This window comes from Collinsella sp. CLA-ER-H11 (assembly GCF_040092445.1).
GTDB lineage: Bacteria > Actinomycetota > Coriobacteriia > Coriobacteriales > Coriobacteriaceae > Collinsella.
On sequence record NZ_JBBNLN010000003.1, the window covers coordinates 72,308 to 93,961 of the forward strand.

Sequence of the window (21,654 nt, forward strand, 5' to 3'; positions counted from 1 at the left end):
AAAAAGTTAGAGCTCGACGGTCACCGAAGCGGGATCCTCCCCCACCAGCTCGGCCAGCATGGGAAGTGCCACGGCGAGCGTCTCGCGAATCGTTCCGTTGTTGGAAAAGCCGGCGGCGGCATGATGCCCGCCACCGCCAAAGTTGGCAGCGATCTCGGACACATCGAGGTCGCCCTTGGAGCGCAGGTTACCGCGCACCTTGGTATCGCCCTCGATGCCCTTCAGGAACAGGCAGACCTCAACGCCCATCACCGAACGCACCACATCGACCAGACCGTCGCACTCATCCGAAGTGACGCCGCAGGCCTCGAGGTCGCTCTGGTACGCATAACTATATGCCACGCGACCGTGCGCCACGGTCTTGATACGACCCATAACGATGGATTTAAGATGCAAGAACTCTACGCGCATGCTCTGGTAGACCTCGAGCGCGACGCGCGCCGGATCGGCACCGTGCGCGACCAGGCGCGAGGCGGCATGGAACGCAGCAGCATCGGCGTTTTGATACTGAAAACGACCGGTATCGGTCACCAGGCCGCACAGCAGGCAGGTCGCGACACCGTTGCGAGCTACAATGCCGCAATTGTCCAAAAAGCGGTCGATGATCATGGCGCAGGCCGCGGCGCCGACGCACCTCAGGCTCAGCTCGGCAAATTCCTCGCGCGCCGGATGGTGATCGAAGCACACCACATGCGACGAGCGGCGGAGCACCTCGGCGGAGTTGTTCAGACGCTCGACGACCGGCACGTCCACCGAGATGAACAGATCCGGATTGCCGGTATACGCAGATGCCGGCACCAAACGGTCGGCGCCCTCCATAAAGCGGTAGATGCGCGGAACCGGGTCATCGTCTGCCAGCAGCAGGGCAATGTCCTTGTTGGGGAAAAACTTCATAAGCGATAAGCCCAGACCCAGCACGGAGCCCAGGGCGTCACCATCGGGAGACGTATGTCCCGAAATCGCAATGGAGGACGCACCCTCGATGAGCTCGAGGATGCGTCGCTGGATATCTGCAGACTCGCACGATGCGAGGTCGGCGGAATTACTCATCTAAAGCTGCCTCCTGGGCGGCATCCGCTATTGGATAGCCGTCCTCGTCCTTTTCGATCGCAAGCGTGGCGGGAACGTTTTCCAGCGCACGCGTGATGCGCTCGGCCTCATCGGTTGAGCGATCGATGCGAAAATCGAGCTCGGGCGTGACGCGCCAATCGAGCGAGCGGGCCAACAGGCTACGGATGCGGCCCTTGGCGCTGGCGAGCGCCTCCATGACCTCGTCGTAGCGGCTCGCGTCGCATGACACGTACACGCGCGCGAACGAACGGTCCACCGCGACCTCGACCGCGGTCAAGGTGACCAGGTCGAGACGCGGATCGGAAACCTCAAAGAGCAGGATATAACCGAGCTTCTCGCGAAGCTGCTCGCCCAGACGGCGGGTTGCCTGCGTTTGCTTCATAGCGCTACCCCCTACTCGGTACGGGCAACCTGGTCGATGCGGTAGCCCTCAATGGTGTCGCCAGGCTTGATGTCCTGGAAGTTCTCCAGGCCAATACCGCCCTCGGAGCCGCTCTTGAGGCTCTTGGCCTCGTCCTTGTAGTGACGCATCGAGGCGATTTTACCGTTGAAGACCACGATGCCGTCGCGCACCAGGCGTACGGAATCGGTCGCGGCGATCTCGCCCTCTTCGACGCGGACACCGGCGGCGATGCCGACTTTGGGCACCTTGAAGGTGTCCAGGACCGTCGCGGAACCCGTGGAGACCTCGACCTCGGTGGGCTTGAGCATGCCGATACGGGCAGCGTCGAGGTCCTCGAGGCACTTGTAGATGACGTCGTAGCAACGGATCTCGACGCCCTCGCGCTCGGCGGCGGAACGGGCCTTGCCGTCGGGACGAACGCCAAAGCCGATGATGATGGCGTTGGAGGCGTCGGCCAGGACCACGTCGGTCTCGTTGATGGCGCCGACCGCGGAGTGAATCGTGTTGATGCGCACCTCGGACTGGTCCATCTTGTCGAGCGAATCCTGAAGAGCCTCGATGGAGCCCTGGACGTCGGCCTTGATGATCAGGTTGAGCTCCTTGACCTCGGCGTCGGCGATGGTCTCGAAGAGGTTCTCGAGCGTCACGTGCTTCACGCGGCTCTGCTCCTCGATACGGGCCTTGAGCGAACGCTCGTCGGCAAGGGCGCGAGCCTCGCGCTCGTCCTCGAACACACGGAACTCATCGCCGGCGTTGGGGACGGACTGCAGGCCCAGAATCTCGACGGCGTCGGAGGGACCGGCCTCGGTGACGGCGTTGCCCTTGGGGTCGAGCATGGCGCGGACGCGGCCATAGGTGAGGCCGGCGACCAGCGTGTCGCCCACGTGCAGGGTACCGCGAGTCACGAGCACGGTAGCGACCGAGCCGCGGCCCTTGTCGAGCTTAGCCTCGAGGACGTTGCCCGAAGCGAAGGTATCGGGGTTGGCCTTGAGCTCGAGCACGTCGGCCTGGAGCAGCACGGTCTCGAGCAGGTCGTCGATACCGATCTTCTGCTTGGCCGAGATGTTGACGAACATGTTCTGTCCGCCCCACTCCTCGGGGATGATGCCGTACTCGGTGAGCTCCTGACGCACGCGGTCGGGGTTGGCGCCCGGCTTATCGATCTTGTTGACGGCGACGACGATGGGAACGCCGGCGGCCTTGGCGTGGTTGATCGACTCGATGGTCTGCGGCATGACGCCGTCGTCGGCAGCCACGATCAGGATGACGATATCGGTCACCTTGGCGCCGCGGGCACGCATGGCCGTAAAGGTCGCGTGACCGGGGGTATCGATGAAGGTGATCTTGCGGTCGTTGATCATGACCTGCGAAGCGCCGATGGCCTGGGTAATGCCGCCCGCCTCGCCGGCAGCGACGCCGGTGTGACGGATGGCGTCGAGGAGGCTCGTCTTGCCGTGGTCGACGTGGCCCATGACGGTGACGACCGGGGCGCGCGGCTTAAGGTCGGCGGGATCGTCATAGAACGAGAAGGTGTTCTCCTCCTCGGGGGTGATGATCTTGATCTGGCGACCCAGGTCGTCGGCAACGAGCTCGACGAGGTCGTCGGACATGGACTGCGTCATGGTAAGCGGCGTGCCCAGCAGGAACAGGCGCTTGATGATGTCGTTGGCCGGAACGTCGAGCGCCTCGGCGAGCTCCTGGACGGTAACGCCCTGGGAAACCTTGATGGCGTCGAGCTCCTCGGGGTTCACGCCCTGGGCCAGCGCCTCCTCAATCTTGCGCTCTTCCTGAGCCTTTGCGGCCTCGCGCTCGCGCTTCTCCTTGCGCTTTTTGCGGCGACCAGTGGACTCGCGAGAGGCCTCCTCGACGGCGGCTCGAGCCTCCTCGAGCACCTTCTCGCGGCTGTACTCCTCGGCCTCGCGAGCCATGCGGCTGTAGTGGTCCTCTTCGTTGTTGTGACCGCCCTTGCGCTTCTTGCCCTTGCCCTGCTTGTCGGGGTTGGGGAAGTCCATGCCGGCAGCGACGTTGTTGCTGGCATTGGTGCGATGGCTGTGAGGACGGCTTTCGGAGGCGTTGCGCTCGGAGTTGTTGTCGGAGGCGTTGCGGTCGCCTCGACGGCCACCGCGACGGTCGTTGTTACCGCCACGACGGTTGCCGCGCTCGGCAGCGCGCTCGGCCTTGGCCTTCTCCTCGGCGTCCTTCTTCTCCTTGAGCACGGTCTCCTGTGCGGCGATCTGGTCGAGCAGCGAACGGAAGCGCGAACCGGAGTCGGATGCGGGAACGGCGCGGCGCTGGGCCTCGCGGGCAGCCTCCTCCTTCTCGCGGGCAAGGCGCTCCTGCTCGGCCTTCTTCTTGGCCTCGGCCTCGGCGCGGGCGGCCTCCTCGGCAGCCTGGGCGGCGGCGAACTGGCGGCGCTCCTCCTCGCGTGCCTTCTCGGCGGCGATGCGCTCGCGTTCGGCCTCGGCAGCGCGTGCTGCCTCCTCGGCGGCAGCGGCCTGCTCCTCGGCCTGCTTGGCGGCTTCGACTTCCTGGGCGCGGGCCTCGATCACCGAGGCGAGCTGCTTGCGGACCATGGCGACGTAAGCGTCCTCCAAAGCGGAGGAAGCAGACTTAGCGGGAATCTTCATTTCGGCGAGATGACCCATCAGTTCCTTGGAGGTCATGCCGAACTCTTTGGCCAGGGTGGACACACGGACTTTTGCCATATGACTTCACCTACCCTTTCTGGCACCTTGGGTGCCTAGAGACTGAACGAGCGTGGGGTATGCGCCGGGACCTGCCCGGCGCGACCGCGCGCTAGATCAGGTCCTCCGCATCATCGAAGGCGTCGGTGTCGTGGACACCGCAGAAACGGGAGCCAGGACGGGCCTGGTTGCGGCACTGGATGCCGTCCTCGGACACGAACTCGCAGCGACGGACGTCCTCGTCCTCCTCGTCACCGATCAGGTCGGCGGCAGGCTCCTCGTGAACGGGAACGTTCTTGAGGATGTCGGCGGCAAGGGTCTCGGACTTAATGTCGATGTGCCAGCCGGTCAGGCGCGCGGCGAGGCGGGCATTCTGGCCCTCCTTGCCGATGGCGAGGGACAGCTGGTCGTCGGGCACGATGACGCCGGCGTAGGCCTTCTCCTCGTCGATGAGGACGCGGGTGACCTTGGCGGGCGACAGGGCGTTTGCGACGTAGACGGCCGGATCGGCATCCCACAGGATGACGTCGACGCGCTCGCCACGGAGCTCGCCCACGACGGCGCGAACACGGCTGCCCTTGGGACCGACGCAGGCGCCAACCGGATCCAGGCGATCGTCGAGCGAGTGAACGGCGACCTTGGAGCGCTGGCCGGGCTCGCGGGCGATCGACTTGATCTGGACGGTGCCCTCATAGATCTCGGGCACCTCCTGCTCAAACAGACGACGCATGAGCTCGGGGTGGGTACGGGAGATGACAATCGGCGGACGGCTGTGCTCGCCACGAACCGGCTGCAGGTTGGAGTTGGGGTCGCGAACGTCGATGATCACGGCCTTGATGTGCTGGTTGTGCAGGTAGCGCTCGCCCATCGGACGCTCGTTGCGCTCGTTCTCGTAACGGCGCTGGTCGAAGTGCGGCAGCTCGGCCTCGACACCCTCGCGAATCTTGACGATCGTGAAGTCGGGTGTGGACTGCAGTACGGTACCGCTGATGAGGTCACCGATGCGGCCGGAGAACTCCTCGTAGATCTGCTCGCGGGCGGAGTTGCGCACGATGGCGTTGATCTCGGCCTTGGCGTGCTGGGCGGCGATGCGGCTCGTGTTCTTGGGAGTGACGTCGATCTCCTCGAACTCGGTGAAGTTGCCCTCCTCGTCCATGGAATCGTCGATCGGCTCCAGACGGTAGACGTAGATCTTGCCGGTGGTGCGGTCGATGGTCACCTTGGCGCCCCACTCAAGATGCAGGATCTCGGCATAGCTCTTGGCGAGCGACTGCTCCAGGCGGTCGATCAGGTAGAGCTGGTCGATGTGCTTCTCCTGGCAAAGCTCCATCAGGGCGGACATCATGTCGGATGCTGCCATCTTACTTTCCTTCCTTCGCGGGCTTGAAGTCATAGGTGGGCTTCAACTTGCACTTTTTAACATCAGAGAAATCGAGGGTAACGGACTCGCCGTCCTCGAGCTCGAGGGTCACGTTCGTCTCGGTGGCGGCGGCAATCTTGCCGGCGTACTTGCGACGGCCCTCGGTGGCGGTGGAGGTGAGCTCGCAGTTCTCGCCCACAAAGCGGGCAAAGTCACGCGGGCGGCGCAGCGGGCGCGCCATACCCGGGCTCGAAACCTCGAGCGTATAGCTCGAAGAGATGGGGTCGAGCTCCTCAATCACATCGCCGACCCATTTGGTGTTGGCCGTGACGTCATTGAGCGACAGGCTCTGACCCTCGGCACCCTCGATACGCACACGCACACAGGGGGCCTTGGTGGCACCCACGAGCTCAACGTCGACGATGTCGACATCGTGCTGGGGAGCAACGGCCTCGAGCGCGTCGATGATCGCCTGCTCGGTCTTGGTCTTGACCATTGCGGCACCTCCATCCATACAAAAAAGAAGCGGGGCCGAAACCCCACTTCTTTCAATTACAACTTCATTTGCAAGCAAACTATACCAATACCTGCACAAACGTGCAACCACAACACAAACCCGCAGGTCAGCGTGAGCACAGGTTCTCCACAAGAAATGGATAATTGGGTGTGTCGCAAGTATCCATAACCAAAAAGAGGGGCGACTCCTGCGGAATCGTCCCTCGCCTTTTCATGTCAGCTATGCGCGCAGCGCTTACTTGACCACCAGGTTAACCAGCTTGCCAGGCACGCAGATGGCCTTGACGACCGTCTTGCCCTCGAGCCACTTGGCAACGGCCTCCTCGGCGGCAGCCTGCATCTCCTCGTTGGAGGCATCGCGGGCGACGTCGATGCGGCCACGGACCTTGCCGAGCACCTGTACGACGATCTGCACCGTGTCCTCGATGGACTCGGCCAGGTCAAACTCGGGCCAGGCAGCAGTGTAGGCATTGCCCTCGCAGCCGAGTGCCTCGTGCCACAGCTCGTCGGCCCAGAACGGGCAGATGGGGGCAAGGACGCTCACGATATCCTTAGCCACGCCGTAGCACAGCGCCTTGTCGCGGGCGGTACCCTCGGTAGCGTTGAGGTAGGCGCTCGCCGCGTTGACGAGCTCCATGACGGCCGAGATCGCGGTGTTGAACTGGCCGCGGTCGAAGTCCTCGGTGCACTTGGCGATGGTGCGGTGACGCTCGCGATAGAGCTTCATCGCGGTCTCATCGAGCGCGGACTTGTCAAAGGCAACGTTGACGTCGCCAGACTGGACGAGCTGCCACACGATACGCCAGGCGCGCTTAATGAAGCGGTTGGCGCCCTCGACGGCCTTGGGATCCCAGTCGAAGTCCTTCTCGGGCGGGGCGATAAACAGGATCGCCAGACGCATGGTGTCGGCGCCGTAGGGCTCGATGACCGAGCTCGGGGGCACGACGTTGCCCTTGGACTTGGACATGGTGTCGCCGTTCTCGTCCTTGACCATACCCTGGCACAGCAGGTTGGTGAAGGGCTCGTCAACGCTCAGCAGGCCCAGGTCGCGCAGTGCCTTGGTAAAGAAGCGACTGTAGAGCAGGTGCAAAATGGCGTGCTCGATGCCGCCGATGTAGTTATCGACGGGCATCCAACGGTCGGCCGCCTCGCGGGAGAAGGGCAGCTCGGTGTTGTGCGGATCGGTATAGCGCAGGTAATACCAGCTGGAGCAGGTAAAGGTGTCCATGGTATCGGTCTCACGCTTGGCCGGGCGACCGCAGACCGGGCAGGTGGTCTCGTAGAACTCCTTGCACTCGGCGAGGGTCTCGCCGGCGCCCAGGTCCAGATTCTCGGGCAGCGTCACCGGCAGCTGGTCCTCGGGCACGGGCACGATGCCGCAGTGCTCGCAGTGGATGGCCGGGATGGGGTTGCCCCAGTAGCGCTGACGGCTGATGAGCCAGTCGCGCAGACGGAACTCGACCTTGCGACGACCGCAGCCCATGGCCTCGAGGTCGGCCACGATGGCAGCCTCGCCCTCGGAGTGCTTGCCGCCGCGCATGCCGGTGTATTTGCCGGACTGGACAAGCGTGCCCTCGGCAGCGTGGGCGCAATCCCAGTCGACGGTCTCGGCATGGAAGGTATCGATGGTCTCACCGCTGGCCTCGACGGCAGCGCGGTCGTCATCGTCCAGGATGATCGGCACGATCGGCAGGTCGTACTTGCGGGCAAACTCAAAGTCGCGCTGGTCACCGCAGGGAACAGCCATGACGGCGCCGGTGCCGTAGTCGGCAACGACATAATCGGCAACCCACACGGGGACCTTCTCGCCGTTGACGGGGTTTACCACGTAGCGGCCGGTAAAGGCACCGTGCTTCTCGAGGGTGCCCTGGGCACGCTCGACGGCAGAGATATGCTTGGAGTCCTCGACGATCTTGGTCACGGCCTCCTCGTACTCCGTGCCCTCGACGAGCTCGTGCAGACGGGCGTACTCGGGAGCCAGGACAAAGAAGGAGACACCGAAGAGCGTGTCGGCTCGCGTGGTGAAAACAGTGATCTTACCCTCGTCGCCCTCGATGGGCTCGCCATCCTGGTCGCACAGGGTAAAGTCGACCTCGGCGCCCTCGGAGCGGCCGATCCAGTTGGCCTGCATCTGCTTGACGCGCTCGGGCCAGCCGGGGAGCTTCTCCAGGTCGTCGAGCAGCTCCTGGGAGTACTCGGTAATCTTGAAGTACCACTGCTCCAGGTCGCGCTTCTCGGGCTCGGTGCCGCAGCGCCAGCACTTACCCTCGGTGACCTGTTCGTTGGCCAGAACGGTCTTGCAGGTGGGGCACCAGTTGACCGGGTTCTTCTTGCGGTAGACCAGGCCCTTTTCCCACATCTTCTCAAAGATCCACTGGCCCCAGCGGTAATAATCGGGGCTGCAGGTCTTGACCATGCGATCCAGATCGTAGGAGAAGCCCATGCGCTTCATCGTGGAAAGCGCCTGGTCCATGTTCTTATACGTCCAGGCGGCAGCCTGCGTGTTGTGCTTGATGGCGGCGTTCTCGGCGGGCAGGCCAAAGGCATCGAAGCCGATGGGGTGCAGCACGTCAAAGCCGCGCATGCGGGCCTGACGGGCCATGGCATCGCCGATGGTGTAGTTGCGCGCGTGGCCCATGTGCAGGTCGCCCGACGGATACGGGAACATCTCGAGCACGTACTTCTTGGGCTTACTGTCGTCGGTGTCGACGGCAAAGAGGTTAGAGTCCTCCCAGGCCTTCATCCACTTGGACTCAATGGCCTGCGCGTCGTAAGCAGGGATCTCGTCCTTATGATCTGTGCAATCGCACATATCAGCTCCTTTAATCTTAGCTGGGGTCGGTCGGCTTGGCTTTATTCGCTACTGCGGACAGTCCTGCGCAAGACGAAGAGCACATTAAGTGCTCTTCTTTGCGTGCGGAACTTGTAGCGAACAAAGCCAAGCCGACCGACCCTAAGGTTAACTTGACTGATAATAGCAAATACGACAAGCGAGATGCCTGCGACTTGCAGGCATCTCGCTTTATCTAAATAACGTGGTTGTGAATCAACCGCTATTTGTTATCCGCCCAAGCATGGTCGGGTTTTCCAAGTGCCGCAGATTGCCGTGAAAGAGGAGCGTCGCGTACTTAGGTACGCGAGCGACGGTTTGAACGGCAAGGTGTGGTGCTTGGGAAAGCCGCTTAGCGGTAGCTGACGCTCTGCTGCGAATCCTTGACCACAACATCGTGGGCGCCGCCTTCGACGATGGAGGTGGAGCTGACCAGGGTCAGGCGTGCCTTTTCCTGGAGCTCGGGAATCGAGAGGGCACCGCAGTTGCACATCGTGGACTTGACCTTGTAAAGCGTGCCGCCCACGCCGTCCTTGAGGGAACCGGCGTACGGGACGTAGGAGTCGACGCCCTCGACGAAGCTGAGCTTCGCGGCGCCGCCCAGGTCGTAGCGCTGCCAGTTGCGGGCACGCGCAGAACCCTCGCCCCAGTACTCCTTCATGTACTGACCGTTGACGTTGACGCGCTCGGTCGGGCTCTCATCGAAGCGGGCGAAGTAGCGGCCCAGCATCATAAAGTCGGCGCCCATGGCAAGGGCGAGCGTCATGTGGTAATCGTAGACGATGCCGCCGTCGGAGCACACGGGCACGTAGACGCCGGTCTCCTCGTAGTACTCGTCGCGAGCACGGCAGACGTCGATCAGCGCAGTAGCCTGGCCACGGCCGATGCCCTTGGTCTCGCGGGTGATGCAGATGGAGCCGCCGCCGATACCGACCTTGATGAAGTCGGCACCGCAGTCGGCCAAAAAGCGGAAGCCCTCGGCGTCGACGACGTTACCGGCACCGACCTTGACGTCCTCGCCGTAGTTGGCGCGGATCCACTCGATGGTGCGCTTCTGCCACTCGCTGAAGCCCTCGGAAGAGTCGATGCACAGGACATCGGCGCCGGCCTCGATGAGCAGCGGCACGCGCTCGGCATAGTCGCGGGTGTTGATACCAGCGCCGACCATGTAGCGCTTGTCGCCGTCGAGCAGCTCGTTGGGGTTGGTCTTGTGGCTGTCGTAGTCCTTACGGAAAACGATGCCCATGAGGTGATCGTTGTCGTCGACGATGGGCAGGGCGTTGAGCTTGTTGTCCCAGATGACGTCGTTGGCAACCTTGAGGCTGATGTTCTTGTCGCCCACGATGAGCTGCTCACGCGGGGTCATGAACTCGGAGACCTTCGTCTGGTGGTCATCGCGGCTGGGGCGATAGTCACGGCTGGTGACGATACCCAGGAGCTTACCCTTGGGAGTGCCGTCGTCGGTGACCGGCATGGTGGAGTGACCGGTCTTCTCCTTGAGCTCGATGACCTGCTCCATGGTCATGTCGGGGGTCAGCGTGGAATCGGACTGAACGAAGCCGGCCTTGTGATCCTTGACGGCCTTGACCATAGCGGCCTCGGACTCGGCGCTCTGGGAACCGTAGATGAAGGACAGGCCACCCTCGGTAGCGAGCGCGACACCCATGTCGACGCCCGAGACGGACTGCATGATGGCGGAAACCATGGGGATGTTCAGGGTGATTGCCGGCTTCTCACCGCGCTTGAAGCGGGTCAGCGGCGTCTTAAGAGAGACGTTGTTGGGGATGCACTGCGAGGACGAGTAGCCAGGGACCAGCAGATACTCCGAAAACGTGTGGGACTCACCGGGAAAGAACGTAGCCATGTTTCTCCTTTTTCCATGCGACCGGTCGGCTGCAGGCCTCGTAGGACCCAGCCCAACCTTGGGCGCCCAATACTGGGGAAGTATCTTAACGCACTTTGGCTGCTACAATGCATGATTTAAGAAGAGCACACGAGGGCTTGACGCAGGCTTTGCGTTTGCCCAGCAAACACTTTAGCGGGGAGACGTAGAGCGTATGAAGTACAAGACGACGGCAAAGCTGGTCATTCAAGCGTGCGACAAGGATCTGCCGGGCGTGTTTGGTCACGGCTGCGTCTTGCTGCTGCAGGGTATTGCCCGCGAGCACTCGCTCAACCGCGCCGCCAAGAGCATGGGCATGGCGTATTCCAAGGCCTGGCGCATCGTGAATGAGGCTGAAGGACAGCTGGGCTGCAAGCTCATCGAGCGCGACGGAGCCCGCGGATCCACGCTCACCCCCGCCGGCGAGCGAGCCATCGAAGTCTACGAGACGTTGCAGGGCGAGATCAACGACGTCATCGCCTCCAAAGCCGACGCCCTCATAGCCACCATCAACCAGAGTAGCTAATTTGGGACGGGGCTTTTTTAGCTACCCATCCAGAGCATTCATGACTCATAGCCAAAAATTGACATTGGGTAGCTAAAAAAGCCCCGTCCCAAATTAGCTACTTGCGGAGGGCGGCATCTAGGGTTGCGGCTACTGTCAGGGGGTCGTCGGTACCAGCGAAGAGGCGGATGGTACTCCCCTGCTTGCCACGTGGGGCCGAAAGGCGCGTCGTTGCGCCGCCGGCGGGCGATGTGCGAAACTCCCCCGGCAAAGTAACGAACAGATCATCCGCACTACGTTCGATAAGATCAAACTCAACTGCCGGGCCAAAACCGTGCTCGAGGATTCCCGTTGCAACCGCGTGGTCAGGATGCGAAGTCAGCCCAGGATAGCGCACGTTGCTCACCATCTCGTTCGCGGCCAAATATTCAGCCAGCGCACGGGCGCGATCGAAGTGTGCCTGCATGCGGGTGTCGAGCGTGTCGAGCCCGCGCTCTAGAACCTCGGCCTCATCGGAGGACAAGTCAAGCTCGGCCAATCCGCACCCCTCGAGCAGCGCATGCGCGCACTCGGCAGCGGCATCCACACGATGGCGCTTGAGCTGCGAGCGCGCCACGGAGGCGGCTACGAGCTTGCGTGGAGCCTCACCGGCGCACACACGGTCGAGCGCCTCGAGAGACAGTACGGCACCCAAGCGCAAAGGATCGCAGCCAAAGATGGAAGCCACCGTGTTGTCAACGACGAGCAGCGCACGTGCCTCGCGAGCCGCGCGTCCCAGAGCACGAAGACCGGGCACACGCAGACCAAACCCGCCGATGGAGTTGACAAACCACCACAGGTGCGGCCCCTCGGCATCAAACGAGCCGGCAAAGCCCTCGGACGCGGCGGCAAACGCTGCGGCCGACGGCTCATCCACCATAGCCACATCGCAGGCATCAAAGCCGCTCGCAAACGCTTCGGTAAAGTCATCCGCAAAGGCCACCAGGCGGTCACCGGGACGCACGATTCCCAGCAGCGACAGCGCTGCCGGCACATGCCGGGCAGCGACAAGACGCGCCTCACGCGCGCCGGCCCTCAAAGCCCAGGCCTCTTCTAGCTGTTGCACGTCCACGTGGCACCGTCCCTTCAAAACAAAAGCCCACGATGCGGATGTTTCCCGCATCGTGGGCAACGGCTGAAGTATAGCGCCGATATGCGACGAATCGCCTAGATGTTGAGCGCGTGGTAGGCCACGTTCGCACCCGGAGCGTCAACGGTCACGCCATAGGCCTTGGGATAGATGCGTGTCGAAAACACGAGCGCGCCATCATTCACAAACACCTCGACCGAAGAAGCATCACCGACAATGCGCACGTTACGAACCTCGTCGACGGGCTCCCAGCGCACGGTACGACCGCAACCGGCGGAAGCGCGACCCTCATCGGCAAATCGCATCTCAAAGCGCGCGGGCAGCTCGCCCTCGGCGGGCACAAACGCAAGCTTCAGCTCGCCATCAACGGTCGCGGCAAACGCGCCGTCGACACCGTCAACAACAACGTCAAAGCAGGTATCGTCGGCAACCTCAAACGAGCCCGCCCCCACACGCACCGAGGCATAATGGCGCTCGATCTCGCGCGCCGGCTGCTGCAGCACCACGCCGCCAGCACCGGCTGTAAGCTCACGCGGCACCGTCATGCAGTGCTGCCAGCCGCACGCCACGGTGGGTGCGTTGCCATAGGTCGGCTCATCGGGCATGCCCATCCAGCCGATCAGAATGTGGCGACCATCTCCGGACGTAAACTCCTGCGGCGCATAGAAGTCAAAACCGGCGTCCCACAGGCGGAACTCGCCCAGATCATAAGCGTCCTTGCCACCCGTAATGTCACCCGTAACGGGCATGTAGCCAGCAGCGTATACGTTGCCGCGGTCCCAACGACCGCCCTCGAGCCCCTGGGGAGAGAAGGACAGCCACTTCGCCGGTACACCGCCATCCGTCTCAAGCTCCAGATACCCCGGGCACTCCCACATAAAGCCAAAGCGCTCGGGCGTAGACACACGGCTCTCGAGCTCCCAGTTCAGCATGTCCACCGAACCATACACTAGAATCTCGCCCGCATCGCGACCGGCACCCTCGCCATGCATCGCACAAAAACGGCTCTCGACGTGCGGCCCGTCAACGCGACGACGCGCGCCCAGCACCATGTGATAGCGACCGGCCTCATCGCGCCACACTTTGGGATCGCGCACATGGCACGTCAGATCCTCGGGATACTCCTCCGACGCCAGCACCACGCACTTTTGGCTAAACGTCTGTCCATCGGCGCTCTCGACATACACGGTATCGGCGCGACGGCCGGTGTTGACATAGTCATAAACGCCGTCCGCATCGGGGAGCTTAACGTTACCGGTATAGAGCACGCGAATGCGACCGTCCTCGACCAATGCCGAGCCCGAGTACACACCATGGCAGTCGAACGGCTCATCGGGAAGCAGCGGCGCGCCAACATACTCCCAGTTCATAAGGTCGCGGCTCGTGGCATGTCCCCACATCTTGACGCCGCCGTTCACGTCAAACGGAGCATACTGGAAGTATGCGTGAAACACGCAATCGGCCTGGCAAAGCCCGTTGGGGTCGTTGAGCCAGCCCGTGGGCGGCATAATATGAAAATGCTGAGCATAGGGCCCGTGGCCACGCTCGGCGGCCGCTGCATCCATATTGGCAACGAGCTTGGCAAGATCGCGCTGAAGTGCGTTAGACATGTCGGTATCCAATCGAATTAAATCTACGAACGCTCAAATCAAGGGTTCCAGATAAACAAAACGCCCACAGGATGGAGCCTGCGGGCTTTTTGTTTACGCAAATCCTACGCCTGCTCGGAAGCCTTGGGCTCGTCCTTGTACAGGACAAACGAGACGGCAAAGGAAACCAACGCGGCGACCGCAAACATGATCGCGTACTGCACGGGCTGGGCCAGGCACAGCAGGATACCGAAGATACCGGTAACGCCCGTGCCGGAGGCAGCCAGCGAAGTGAGCGCGCAGACCAGGGCACCGCAACCGCCGCCGATGCAGCCGGCGATGAAGGGCTTAAAGAAGCGCAGGTTCACACCGAAGATGGCAGGCTCGGTAATACCCATGAAGGCGGACAGGGCCGAAGGAAGCGCCAGGCCCTTGATCTTGGCATCGCGGGTCTTAAAGGCAACGGCGAGCGCGGCACCACCCTGGGCGATATTGGCAGCGCTAGCGATGGGCAGCCAGTAGGTCACGCCGTACTGGGCGAGCTGGCCCAGGTCGATGGCGGTGTACATCTGGTGGATACCGGTAACGACCGTGGGGGCATAGAACAGGCCGACGATAAAGGAACCGATGCCGAAGGGCAGGGCCAGCAGGGCCTGGATCAGGCCGAGGATGGCATTCTCAGCCCAGACAAAGATGGGGCCGACGGCAACGAGGGTCACGAGCACGGTCACGAACACCGAGACGAGCGGGGTCACAAAGAGGTCGAACATCTCGGGAACGATCTTGTGGAGGCGCTTCTCCAAGAAGGCGAGGATGGCGCAGGCGATGACGATGGGGATAACGTGGCCCTGATAGCCGACCCACTCAAAGCTGTACACACCGGGAATGACGGTGACCATGGTCTGCACGCCCTCGGAGGCAACCGTGTAGGCGCTCTGCAGCGAAGAGTTGATGAACGCACCACCGACAACGGCGCCCAGATACGGGTTGGCGCCAAAGGCCTTAGCGGCGGAGTAGCCAATCAGGATCTGCAGGATGCCAAAGGACGTTCCCGAGACCAGGTCGGCAATCTTATAAATAAAGTTATTGGTGTCGAGCGCGATAAAGCCGTTGGAGGCCATAAAGTTGAGGGCGCTCATAATGCCCAGCAGCAGGCCCGAAGCCACGATGGCGGGGATGATGGGGACAAAGACATCGCCGAGCACCTTAATGGCGCGCATAAAGATGTTCTGCTGCTGCGCCGCGGCCTCCTTGACCTCGGCCTTGGTGGCAGCCTCGACGCCGCTGAGCGCAATGAACTCGTCGTAGACCTTATTGACGGTGCCAGTGCCAAAAATAATCTGGAGCTGGCCCTGGGCCTCAAAGACGCCCTTGGCGCCGTCGATATTCTCGAGGGCCTCCTTGTCAACCTTGGCGTTATCGGCAATCACCAGGCGCAGACGCGTGGCGCAGTGTGCGGCCGAAACAACGTTGCCGGCGCCACCGATGTTGTCGAGCACCTCTTGGGCTGATTTGCGGTAGTCCATGACTTCCCTTTCCTCCAGCGGGCGCAGGTGCACCCGGCCATCTTTGACACTTACACTGTAATCGTTTTCAGTTTCATATAACTGTAATCGTTTTCATAGTAGGGTGAACGGTAGGAAAAAGCCGGCGAATGGTAGTTTTACGGCAAATACAGGGGCCTCAGAGACAAGCAGACGTGCCCAGAGCCTAGACATTCATAAGCTGATGGCCGAGCTTGAGCGTCTTGAGACCGCGCTCCCCCTCCACGCCATCGAGCGTGTCGAGCAGCATGCTGGTGGCCTCGACGCCACTGGTCAGATACCCATAATGCACGGTGGGAATGCCGCCCGTCAGCGCGCGCAAAAACGCGTTGTCGCCAAAACCGCTCACGCGGTGTATGCCCTCGCCCATGCCGCGAACCTCATCGATGGCACGCAGCGCGCCCGCCGCCATGGTGTCGGTCGCGCAGGCGATAAACGAAACATCGGGAGCGACAGAGAGCAGTTCACGCGCAGCGCTATAGCCGGAATCGAGGGTAAAGGACCCGCGGCGAATCAAGGCGGCATCGAGCGGGTTACCCGCGGCGCGCAGGCCGGCCTCAAAACCGCGACGGCGGTCATAACCAGCAGCGCGGTCCTCTTCGGTAACTCCAATATAGGCAATCTTGCCGTCCACGCGACCCGCAAGCGCATGGCCCAGCTCAAAGGCGGCCTCGTAATCGTCGTGATAGACACACGCCGCGCCCTCGACATGTTGGCCGATCAGCACAATGGGCACGCGGCAAGACGCAATGGCCGCACGGTGTTCGTCGGTGACCATGGTTGCCACCAGCACAATGCCATCAACCGGATGATTTTGGAATAGATCAAGGTATTCGAGCTCGCGATCGGCCGCGTTGTCGGTATTGGCAAGCAGCATCTGGTAGCCACGGCGACCGAGCACCTGGCCAATGCCGGCGGTAATGCGGCTCACGGATTCCGAGTTAATCTTAGGCACGATGACGCCGATGAGCTTTGTGGAGCCGGTGCGCAGCGCGCGAGCCTGGCTGGACCGCACGTATCCGGTCAGCTCAATCGCCTGCTTAATGCGCTCGGCCTTGTCTGCCGAGATATATCCACCGTTGAGATAGCGCGAGACGGCGGCGCTCGAAACGCCGGCCAGCTCGGCCACATCTTTCATCTTTACCACGAGCACCCCTGTCATTGAAATCGCTTACACAATGATACCTGTTCGTTCCGGCGTTCTGACGAACGCCGGACTACTCGACGCTACGCGGGCATCTGCCGGGCGATCTGCCGCTCAAACCGTCGCTCGCGTACATGAAGTACGCGTCGCTCCTCTTTCGCGGCACCTCGCCACGGCAGATGCCCGCTCGCTGACGTATGCTCGACCAGGAGCGCCCCTCTTTGTGCAATTTGCTCGCTAGGGTTCTAGCCGTGGTATTCGCCGTTGTACTGGATGAGCGTCAGGTCCTCCACGCCGTCGAGCGCGCGGATGGCGTCGGCATAGGGCATATCTACACCGTCCGAGAAGACCTCGGCGGCCATTTCGACCTTGTCGCCGCGCATGGTCTTGGACTTGACGGTGAACTTGGTGCGGCCAAATGCACGCACTATATCGTCGCCGGTGGTCTGGCCCGTGTAGTGGATGACCATCATGTACACGCGTGCCTTGTCCTGGTGGCTCGCAAAGCCGGCAATCATCACCACAATCACCACTGCCGTAAGCCCCACGAGCGCGTACATGCCGGCGCCTGCCGTAATGCCTGTGGTAATGGCCCAAAAAAGATACAGCAGGTCGAGCGGGTCCTTAACCGCCGTACGATAGCGGACGATTGACAGAGCACCGACCATACCGAGCGAGATGACCACGTTGGTCGAGATCGCGAGCGTGACCATGCAGGTGAGCACGCACATGCCCACAAGCGTCACGGCAAAGCTGCGCGAATACACCACGCCGGTAAAAAAGCGCTTGTACACGTAATAGATCAGGATGCCCATGGCGAGCGCCACGAGCAGCGAAAGGCCAATCTTGGCAGGGTCGACCTGGCCAAACGCCTCCAAAACGGAGTTCTTAAAAAAGTCCCTGGTGCTCATGGTCTAAATATCCCCTCGGTTCCCAAAATCCGATTCCCAGTAGTTAAATCCGCGAAGGTAGGCGGTCTTGTCGTAGCACAGGCAGTACTTGGAGACCGCCGTAAGCTCGGCTGCGCCCGGCGGCACCATATCGCGCACCAGCTGCGGGCAAAACTCCGTAAACTTGACCTCCATCACTAGCTTGCCGGGCTCCAGGACCGGCAGCGCGGGCAGCGTCGCGTCAAAGATATCGAAGCTTCCCACCGCGGCACGCACGTTCATGTCAAACGTAATGCGCACAGTGCCCTCATCCATCACCCACGGCTCGCGCTCGTAGTCCACGATGGTCCTCGGGCGCATCACGTTGCAGATGCACTCAATGTAGAACTCGCGACAGAGCGGATAGGGGCTCCTCAGCAAAAAGTCGTAGTCTCCGGCCAGAATCTGCTCAAACTCGCCACGTGTGAGCGGCGCGTCCTCCTTGTAAATCCAGCTACCGTACTTCTTTTTGCGCTCGAGCTTAATCACCTTGTCGCTGCCGTTATAGATGCGCACGCGATACTTTTTGCGCATGAGAATACCGGCGTCTTTTTCCTCGTAGGCCGAGTTGCAGTAGTCGTCAAAATACAGGCTGCGAATGGTGTAACCACCCGCCCGTGCATGCTTGTCCAGCTTAAACACCGACGCCATGCGACAGGCAAGCGCAGCGTGCTCGCCCTCGTTAATGAGATATTTGAGCTCGTGGCGGCAACGCTCCTGCGTGGCACGCACAGGCGGGGCCGCCCAGCGCTCAAGCAGCGCGCTAGCCCTCCTCATACGTGTCCTCCACGACCTTACCGCCGTCTTGCACGTAAAAACACTTCATGCCGTAGTGCTTGCCGTCGTCGGTCACATAGTAGTCAAACGCATCTTGCGTATGGCCGTCGGAGTTGGCGGCACGCACGCGAACAAAATACTGGCCGGTATCGGGCGCATCGCAGGTCACCTCGGGAAGCAGCACGTCCTCGGCCTTAAAGACCACGTCGCTTATGGCATAGTCGCGCGCAAGCTCTACGGTGTAGCGAATGTCGCGCGCCTCAAAGTCGTAGGACGCATCCCAATTAATACGCAGCTTACCGTTATCGATCTGCGGCACGCCGATGTAGAACGGCATGGGCTTTTTAAAACTCTCGCGAAAGCTCTTGTAGTTCTCCTCGATCTCGGAGGGAATCGCCGCGGCGATCTGCTCGTATTGGTCCTTGGTGACAGGCAGATTGTCGATATCGGGCGAAGCAAAGACCAGGGATTCAGTCACCTCGCGGTAGTGCTTGATCATCTTGGTCAGACGAGTCTCGGTCAAATACGAACGCAAGTCCTTGACGGCACGGTCGAGTTCGCTGCGGAACAACTTGCTGCGCAATGCGCGGTTAAACAGCACGTTGCCCCAGTAGTTGCTTGCGCCGCGCTCCCAGCTCGCGTAGTCCGAAAACCCGGTAAGAGAAAGCTCAAGCTTACGCAGCATGCCGTCGTTATCCCAATCCAAAAAGTACCAGGTATTTGAGTTGAGAGGGCTGTACAGATAGCAGTTACGGTTCTGCGTATCGCAGTTGCCCGTCAGGATCTGAAACGCCAGCCAATAGACCAGATTCTCGGTATCAAAGTAGGTATCGAGCACATCATCGATCTTTTGCTATTCATCATTGAGCGCATCGAGCATCTCGATGAGCTTGGTGTGGTCCGAATCGCCCTTAATCTCGAGCATGCCCTCAAAGTTTGCCTGGTTGTAGTCGGGATCGTCGGCAAGCTTAATGGTGTCCTCGTAGCGATGGAAATCAAAGCTGTTCACCTTGTACAGGTGCCCGCTCTTATCCAGGCCATGTGCCTTAAGCGCCGTCTTGTTGAGCTGCTCCACCTGCGTAAACAGGCCGTAGTCCTCAAAGGTATCGTTGGACTTTTCGGTCTGGTCGCACACCCACAGATGCACAAACTGCGTGCGAAGGCCCATCATCTGGGGAATCCCGCGGATAAGGTCGTAAGCCATCTTGTTGCGAAAACGCATACCCTCGCCCATGTGCTTGTTGAGCGCAATCGCGCGCTGTTGGCGCCAGGTACCCTTGCCCTTTTTGAGCTCCACCTTGTAATTCTTTTGCGAGTTCATGCTCGATGTCTGACCGCGCACCTGCACGGTAGCATTGGGCGCTTCCTCGCCATAGCCAACCTCGCCGGCCACCGGGCCGTCTTCGTCGCCCGCCTGCAAAAGCCCCATTACCTGATAGCGCGTCACGCCCATGTCGGCGTAGTCATACACCGAGTACGTATTGATCTCGGCCCAGCTGTGGTCGGTGTTCTCGGAGCTGTTGCCGCGCGAGACCGTCAGGTACATGGTTACAATGCCCGAGTCGTCGTAGACCTCGTACAGCTCGTCCTTATCGCGCAGGTGCTTGGTACCGTCCGAGGACTCGGCCTTTTTAATCTTGTCCTGCTTTTTGACCTTTTTGGTCGAGGAGTCTTCCTGCACCGAGCAGCCCGAAAGCAACAGCGCACCGGCAGCCGCCTCAAACAGGCGACGGCGGGACATCATTCTATCGGTCATCAGAACCTCCCCAATGGTTGCGATACACACGGGCCACCGTGCGCTCAAACACGCCATGCGGCTCGCCCTCTAGACGCAGTTCCTCGTAACGCTGTTCGGCACGGTCGAGCAAGCAGCCCAGCTCCGTAAAGCGACCCGTCTTGTCGGTCGCCACAATGGGCTGCTGACTCAGGATACGATACGGCAAGTTGGCGGTATAAGTATCGAGCCGCATGAGCGCCACAACAAAAAACACCGCCGCGCCGAGCAAAAAGCCAAAGCCATAAAACTGCTGCGGAAAGAACAGCGAGACGATGGTCGCCAGCCCCGCCACGCCCGCGAACAGCCCAGAAGCAAGCACGGCGCCCTTGTAGTCGGTAAAGTACAGCAAGATCAGCAGAATCGTGTTGCCCACGGCATACAGGCCATAGCCCACGCACAGCGTGCGGAAATACCCGTGCATCAGGTTGTTGAAGCCCAGTGGCAGGGCCGAGAGCACCGTGGTCTCGAGCGAAATGACCGCCGCCGTCACAAACAGTTGCTTGAGCGCACAAAAGCGCAGTTCTCGGTTGAGCGTGGCAAGCATTTCCTCCTCGGCAACCACAATGTCACCCACCACGCCACCGTCGTTGAACAGGCTGTAGTAGTCGCGGTAGCGCGGATAAAAGTTGACCTCGACCGAGACCACAAAGTTGACGGACGTGACCAGGATCGTCAAAAACGCGATGAGCGCCGGCACATCGTGGTAGGGCGCACCATAAAACAAGCCCTTGACCTGCACGCCAATGGGACCGGCCCAAATTATCACCAAGTGCGCAAAGAGGCCTAGGTTGGTAAACAAGCCCGTGAGCGCCAACGGCATAAACTGATCAAGCCACCGTAAATAGAGCCAGGGGCTGCGGTCGCTCTGCGGAAAATACCGGTACAGCAGCACCACGTCCCAGGCGAGCATGACGCCGTAGCCCAGAGCAATTGACGCCAACAGGCCCTCGACCGGCGGCAGCCCCAGCGCCAGCGCGGCCAGGGCGCACAGGCACGCCACGCCAATGGCAGCCGCAAAGCTGCATAGGATACCGCGGTAATCCTTGATGGCCGTGAGGTAACTCATGCCGTTCCAGTTGACGATCATAATGTTGAACAGCCACAGGCACAGCAGCCCCTGCAGCAGCGTGGCGCCCGAGAACAGCAAAAAGACGCCGTAGAGCACGGTGCCCGCAACGAGCATGATGGCATTAGACCCCCAAAACGAAGGCAGGATCTCATCCTCGCGCTCGGCAAAAAGCATGTCCGCCAAAAAGCGCGTGACCGGCATGGAGAAAAAGCTCGTGAGTGTAAGCGACGCCAGCAGCGTATAGGTCACCATGCACACCAGCAGGTCCTGGTTGGCTCGGCCCACGCCCCACAGACCGCACAGCACCAAGATGCCCACCTGGAGTAGCACGCCCAGCAGCATGGGGCCCGTACACACAATGCCGGCGTAGCCATAGGCGCGCATCGTGGCAAACAGACCCTTGCGCCTAAACAGGCGCTTAAGCTCAAAACCGATTCCGGCCACC

The 21,654-nt window shown here is 61.3% G+C and carries 15 protein-coding genes and 1 pseudogene; 1 reads left to right on the forward strand and 15 read right to left on the reverse strand.

Annotated features, from left to right (window positions below; translation table 11 throughout):
- Window positions 1-6 precede the first annotated feature (6 nt).
- From AAAX35_RS03125 to AAAX35_RS03155, 7 genes are all read right to left on the reverse strand, one after another.
- A complete protein-coding gene (locus tag AAAX35_RS03125; RefSeq protein WP_161145269.1) occupies window positions 7-1,050 on the reverse strand; it encodes a DHH family phosphoesterase in 1,044 nt (347 codons plus the stop codon).
- Window positions 1,043-1,453, reverse strand: coding sequence for a 30S ribosome-binding factor RbfA (gene rbfA, locus AAAX35_RS03130; RefSeq protein WP_117647311.1), 411 nt, complete (start codon window positions 1,451-1,453; stop codon window positions 1,043-1,045). Before rbfA ends, AAAX35_RS03125 begins: the two co-directional genes overlap by 8 nt.
- A gap of 11 nt (window positions 1,454-1,464) precedes the next feature.
- The gene (gene infB / locus AAAX35_RS03135; protein WP_349116722.1) at window positions 1,465-4,179 is read right to left on the reverse strand and encodes a translation initiation factor IF-2; all 2,715 of its coding nucleotides are present in this window, start codon (window positions 4,177-4,179) and stop codon (window positions 1,465-1,467) included.
- Between the two features lie 91 nt (window positions 4,180-4,270).
- Window positions 4,271-5,518, reverse strand: a complete 1,248-nt coding sequence (gene nusA / locus AAAX35_RS03140; RefSeq protein ID WP_022094169.1) for a transcription termination factor NusA — start codon at window positions 5,516-5,518, stop codon at window positions 4,271-4,273.
- Between the two features lies 1 nt (window position 5,519).
- A complete protein-coding gene (rimP, locus tag AAAX35_RS03145; RefSeq protein ID WP_022094168.1) occupies window positions 5,520-6,014 on the reverse strand; it encodes a ribosome maturation factor RimP in 495 nt (164 codons plus the stop codon).
- Between the two features lie 255 nt (window positions 6,015-6,269).
- Window positions 6,270-8,846, reverse strand: coding sequence for a leucine--tRNA ligase (gene leuS / locus AAAX35_RS03150; RefSeq protein ID WP_349116723.1), 2,577 nt, complete (start codon window positions 8,844-8,846; stop codon window positions 6,270-6,272).
- Window positions 8,847-9,216: 370 nt separating this feature from the next.
- Complete coding sequence (locus tag AAAX35_RS03155; protein ID WP_055251158.1) at window positions 9,217-10,728, reverse strand: IMP dehydrogenase; 1,512 nt, start codon at window positions 10,726-10,728, stop codon at window positions 9,217-9,219.
- 193 nt (window positions 10,729-10,921) lie between these two features.
- Between AAAX35_RS03155 and AAAX35_RS03160 the strand changes: the two genes are divergently transcribed.
- Window positions 10,922-11,272: a LysR family transcriptional regulator gene (locus tag AAAX35_RS03160; RefSeq protein WP_349116724.1), complete on the forward strand. Its 351-nt coding sequence runs from the start codon at window positions 10,922-10,924 to the stop codon at window positions 11,270-11,272.
- A 97-nt stretch (window positions 11,273-11,369) separates the two neighbouring features.
- Here AAAX35_RS03160 and AAAX35_RS03165 read toward each other — a convergent pair whose 3' ends face one another.
- The 8 genes and pseudogenes from AAAX35_RS03165 to pelG all read right to left on the reverse strand — a co-directional run bounded on the left by AAAX35_RS03165 (window position 11,370) and on the right by pelG (window position 21,653).
- A complete protein-coding gene (locus AAAX35_RS03165; protein ID WP_349116726.1) occupies window positions 11,370-12,362 on the reverse strand; it encodes a PLP-dependent transferase in 993 nt (330 codons plus the stop codon).
- Window positions 12,363-12,457: 95 nt separating this feature from the next.
- Window positions 12,458-13,990, reverse strand: a complete 1,533-nt coding sequence (locus AAAX35_RS03170; protein ID WP_349116727.1) for a glycoside hydrolase family 32 protein — start codon at window positions 13,988-13,990, stop codon at window positions 12,458-12,460.
- Between the two features lie 104 nt (window positions 13,991-14,094).
- Window positions 14,095-15,495 carry a PTS transporter subunit EIIC gene (locus tag AAAX35_RS03175; protein ID WP_349116728.1) on the reverse strand — a complete coding sequence of 467 codons (1,401 nt, stop codon included), beginning with the start codon at window positions 15,493-15,495 and terminating at the stop codon, window positions 14,095-14,097.
- A 184-nt stretch (window positions 15,496-15,679) separates the two neighbouring features.
- Window positions 15,680-16,651: a LacI family DNA-binding transcriptional regulator gene (locus AAAX35_RS03180; RefSeq protein WP_349116809.1), complete on the reverse strand. Its 972-nt coding sequence runs from the start codon at window positions 16,649-16,651 to the stop codon at window positions 15,680-15,682.
- 251 nt (window positions 16,652-16,902) lie between these two features.
- The gene (locus tag AAAX35_RS03185) at window positions 16,903-17,568 is read right to left on the reverse strand and encodes a DUF4956 domain-containing protein (protein WP_349116729.1); all 666 of its coding nucleotides are present in this window, start codon (window positions 17,566-17,568) and stop codon (window positions 16,903-16,905) included.
- A gap of 3 nt (window positions 17,569-17,571) precedes the next feature.
- Complete coding sequence (locus tag AAAX35_RS03190) at window positions 17,572-18,363, reverse strand: polyphosphate polymerase domain-containing protein (protein ID WP_349116730.1); 792 nt, start codon at window positions 18,361-18,363, stop codon at window positions 17,572-17,574.
- A pseudogene (locus tag AAAX35_RS03195) lies at window positions 18,350-20,176 on the reverse strand (CotH kinase family protein). The gene AAAX35_RS03190 and the pseudogene AAAX35_RS03195 overlap by 14 nt, the downstream one beginning before the upstream one ends.
- The gene (gene pelG, locus AAAX35_RS03200) at window positions 20,109-21,653 is read right to left on the reverse strand and encodes an exopolysaccharide Pel transporter PelG (protein WP_349116731.1); all 1,545 of its coding nucleotides are present in this window, start codon (window positions 21,651-21,653) and stop codon (window positions 20,109-20,111) included. The pseudogene AAAX35_RS03195 and the gene pelG overlap by 68 nt, the downstream one beginning before the upstream one ends.
- Window position 21,654 lies beyond the last annotated feature (1 nt).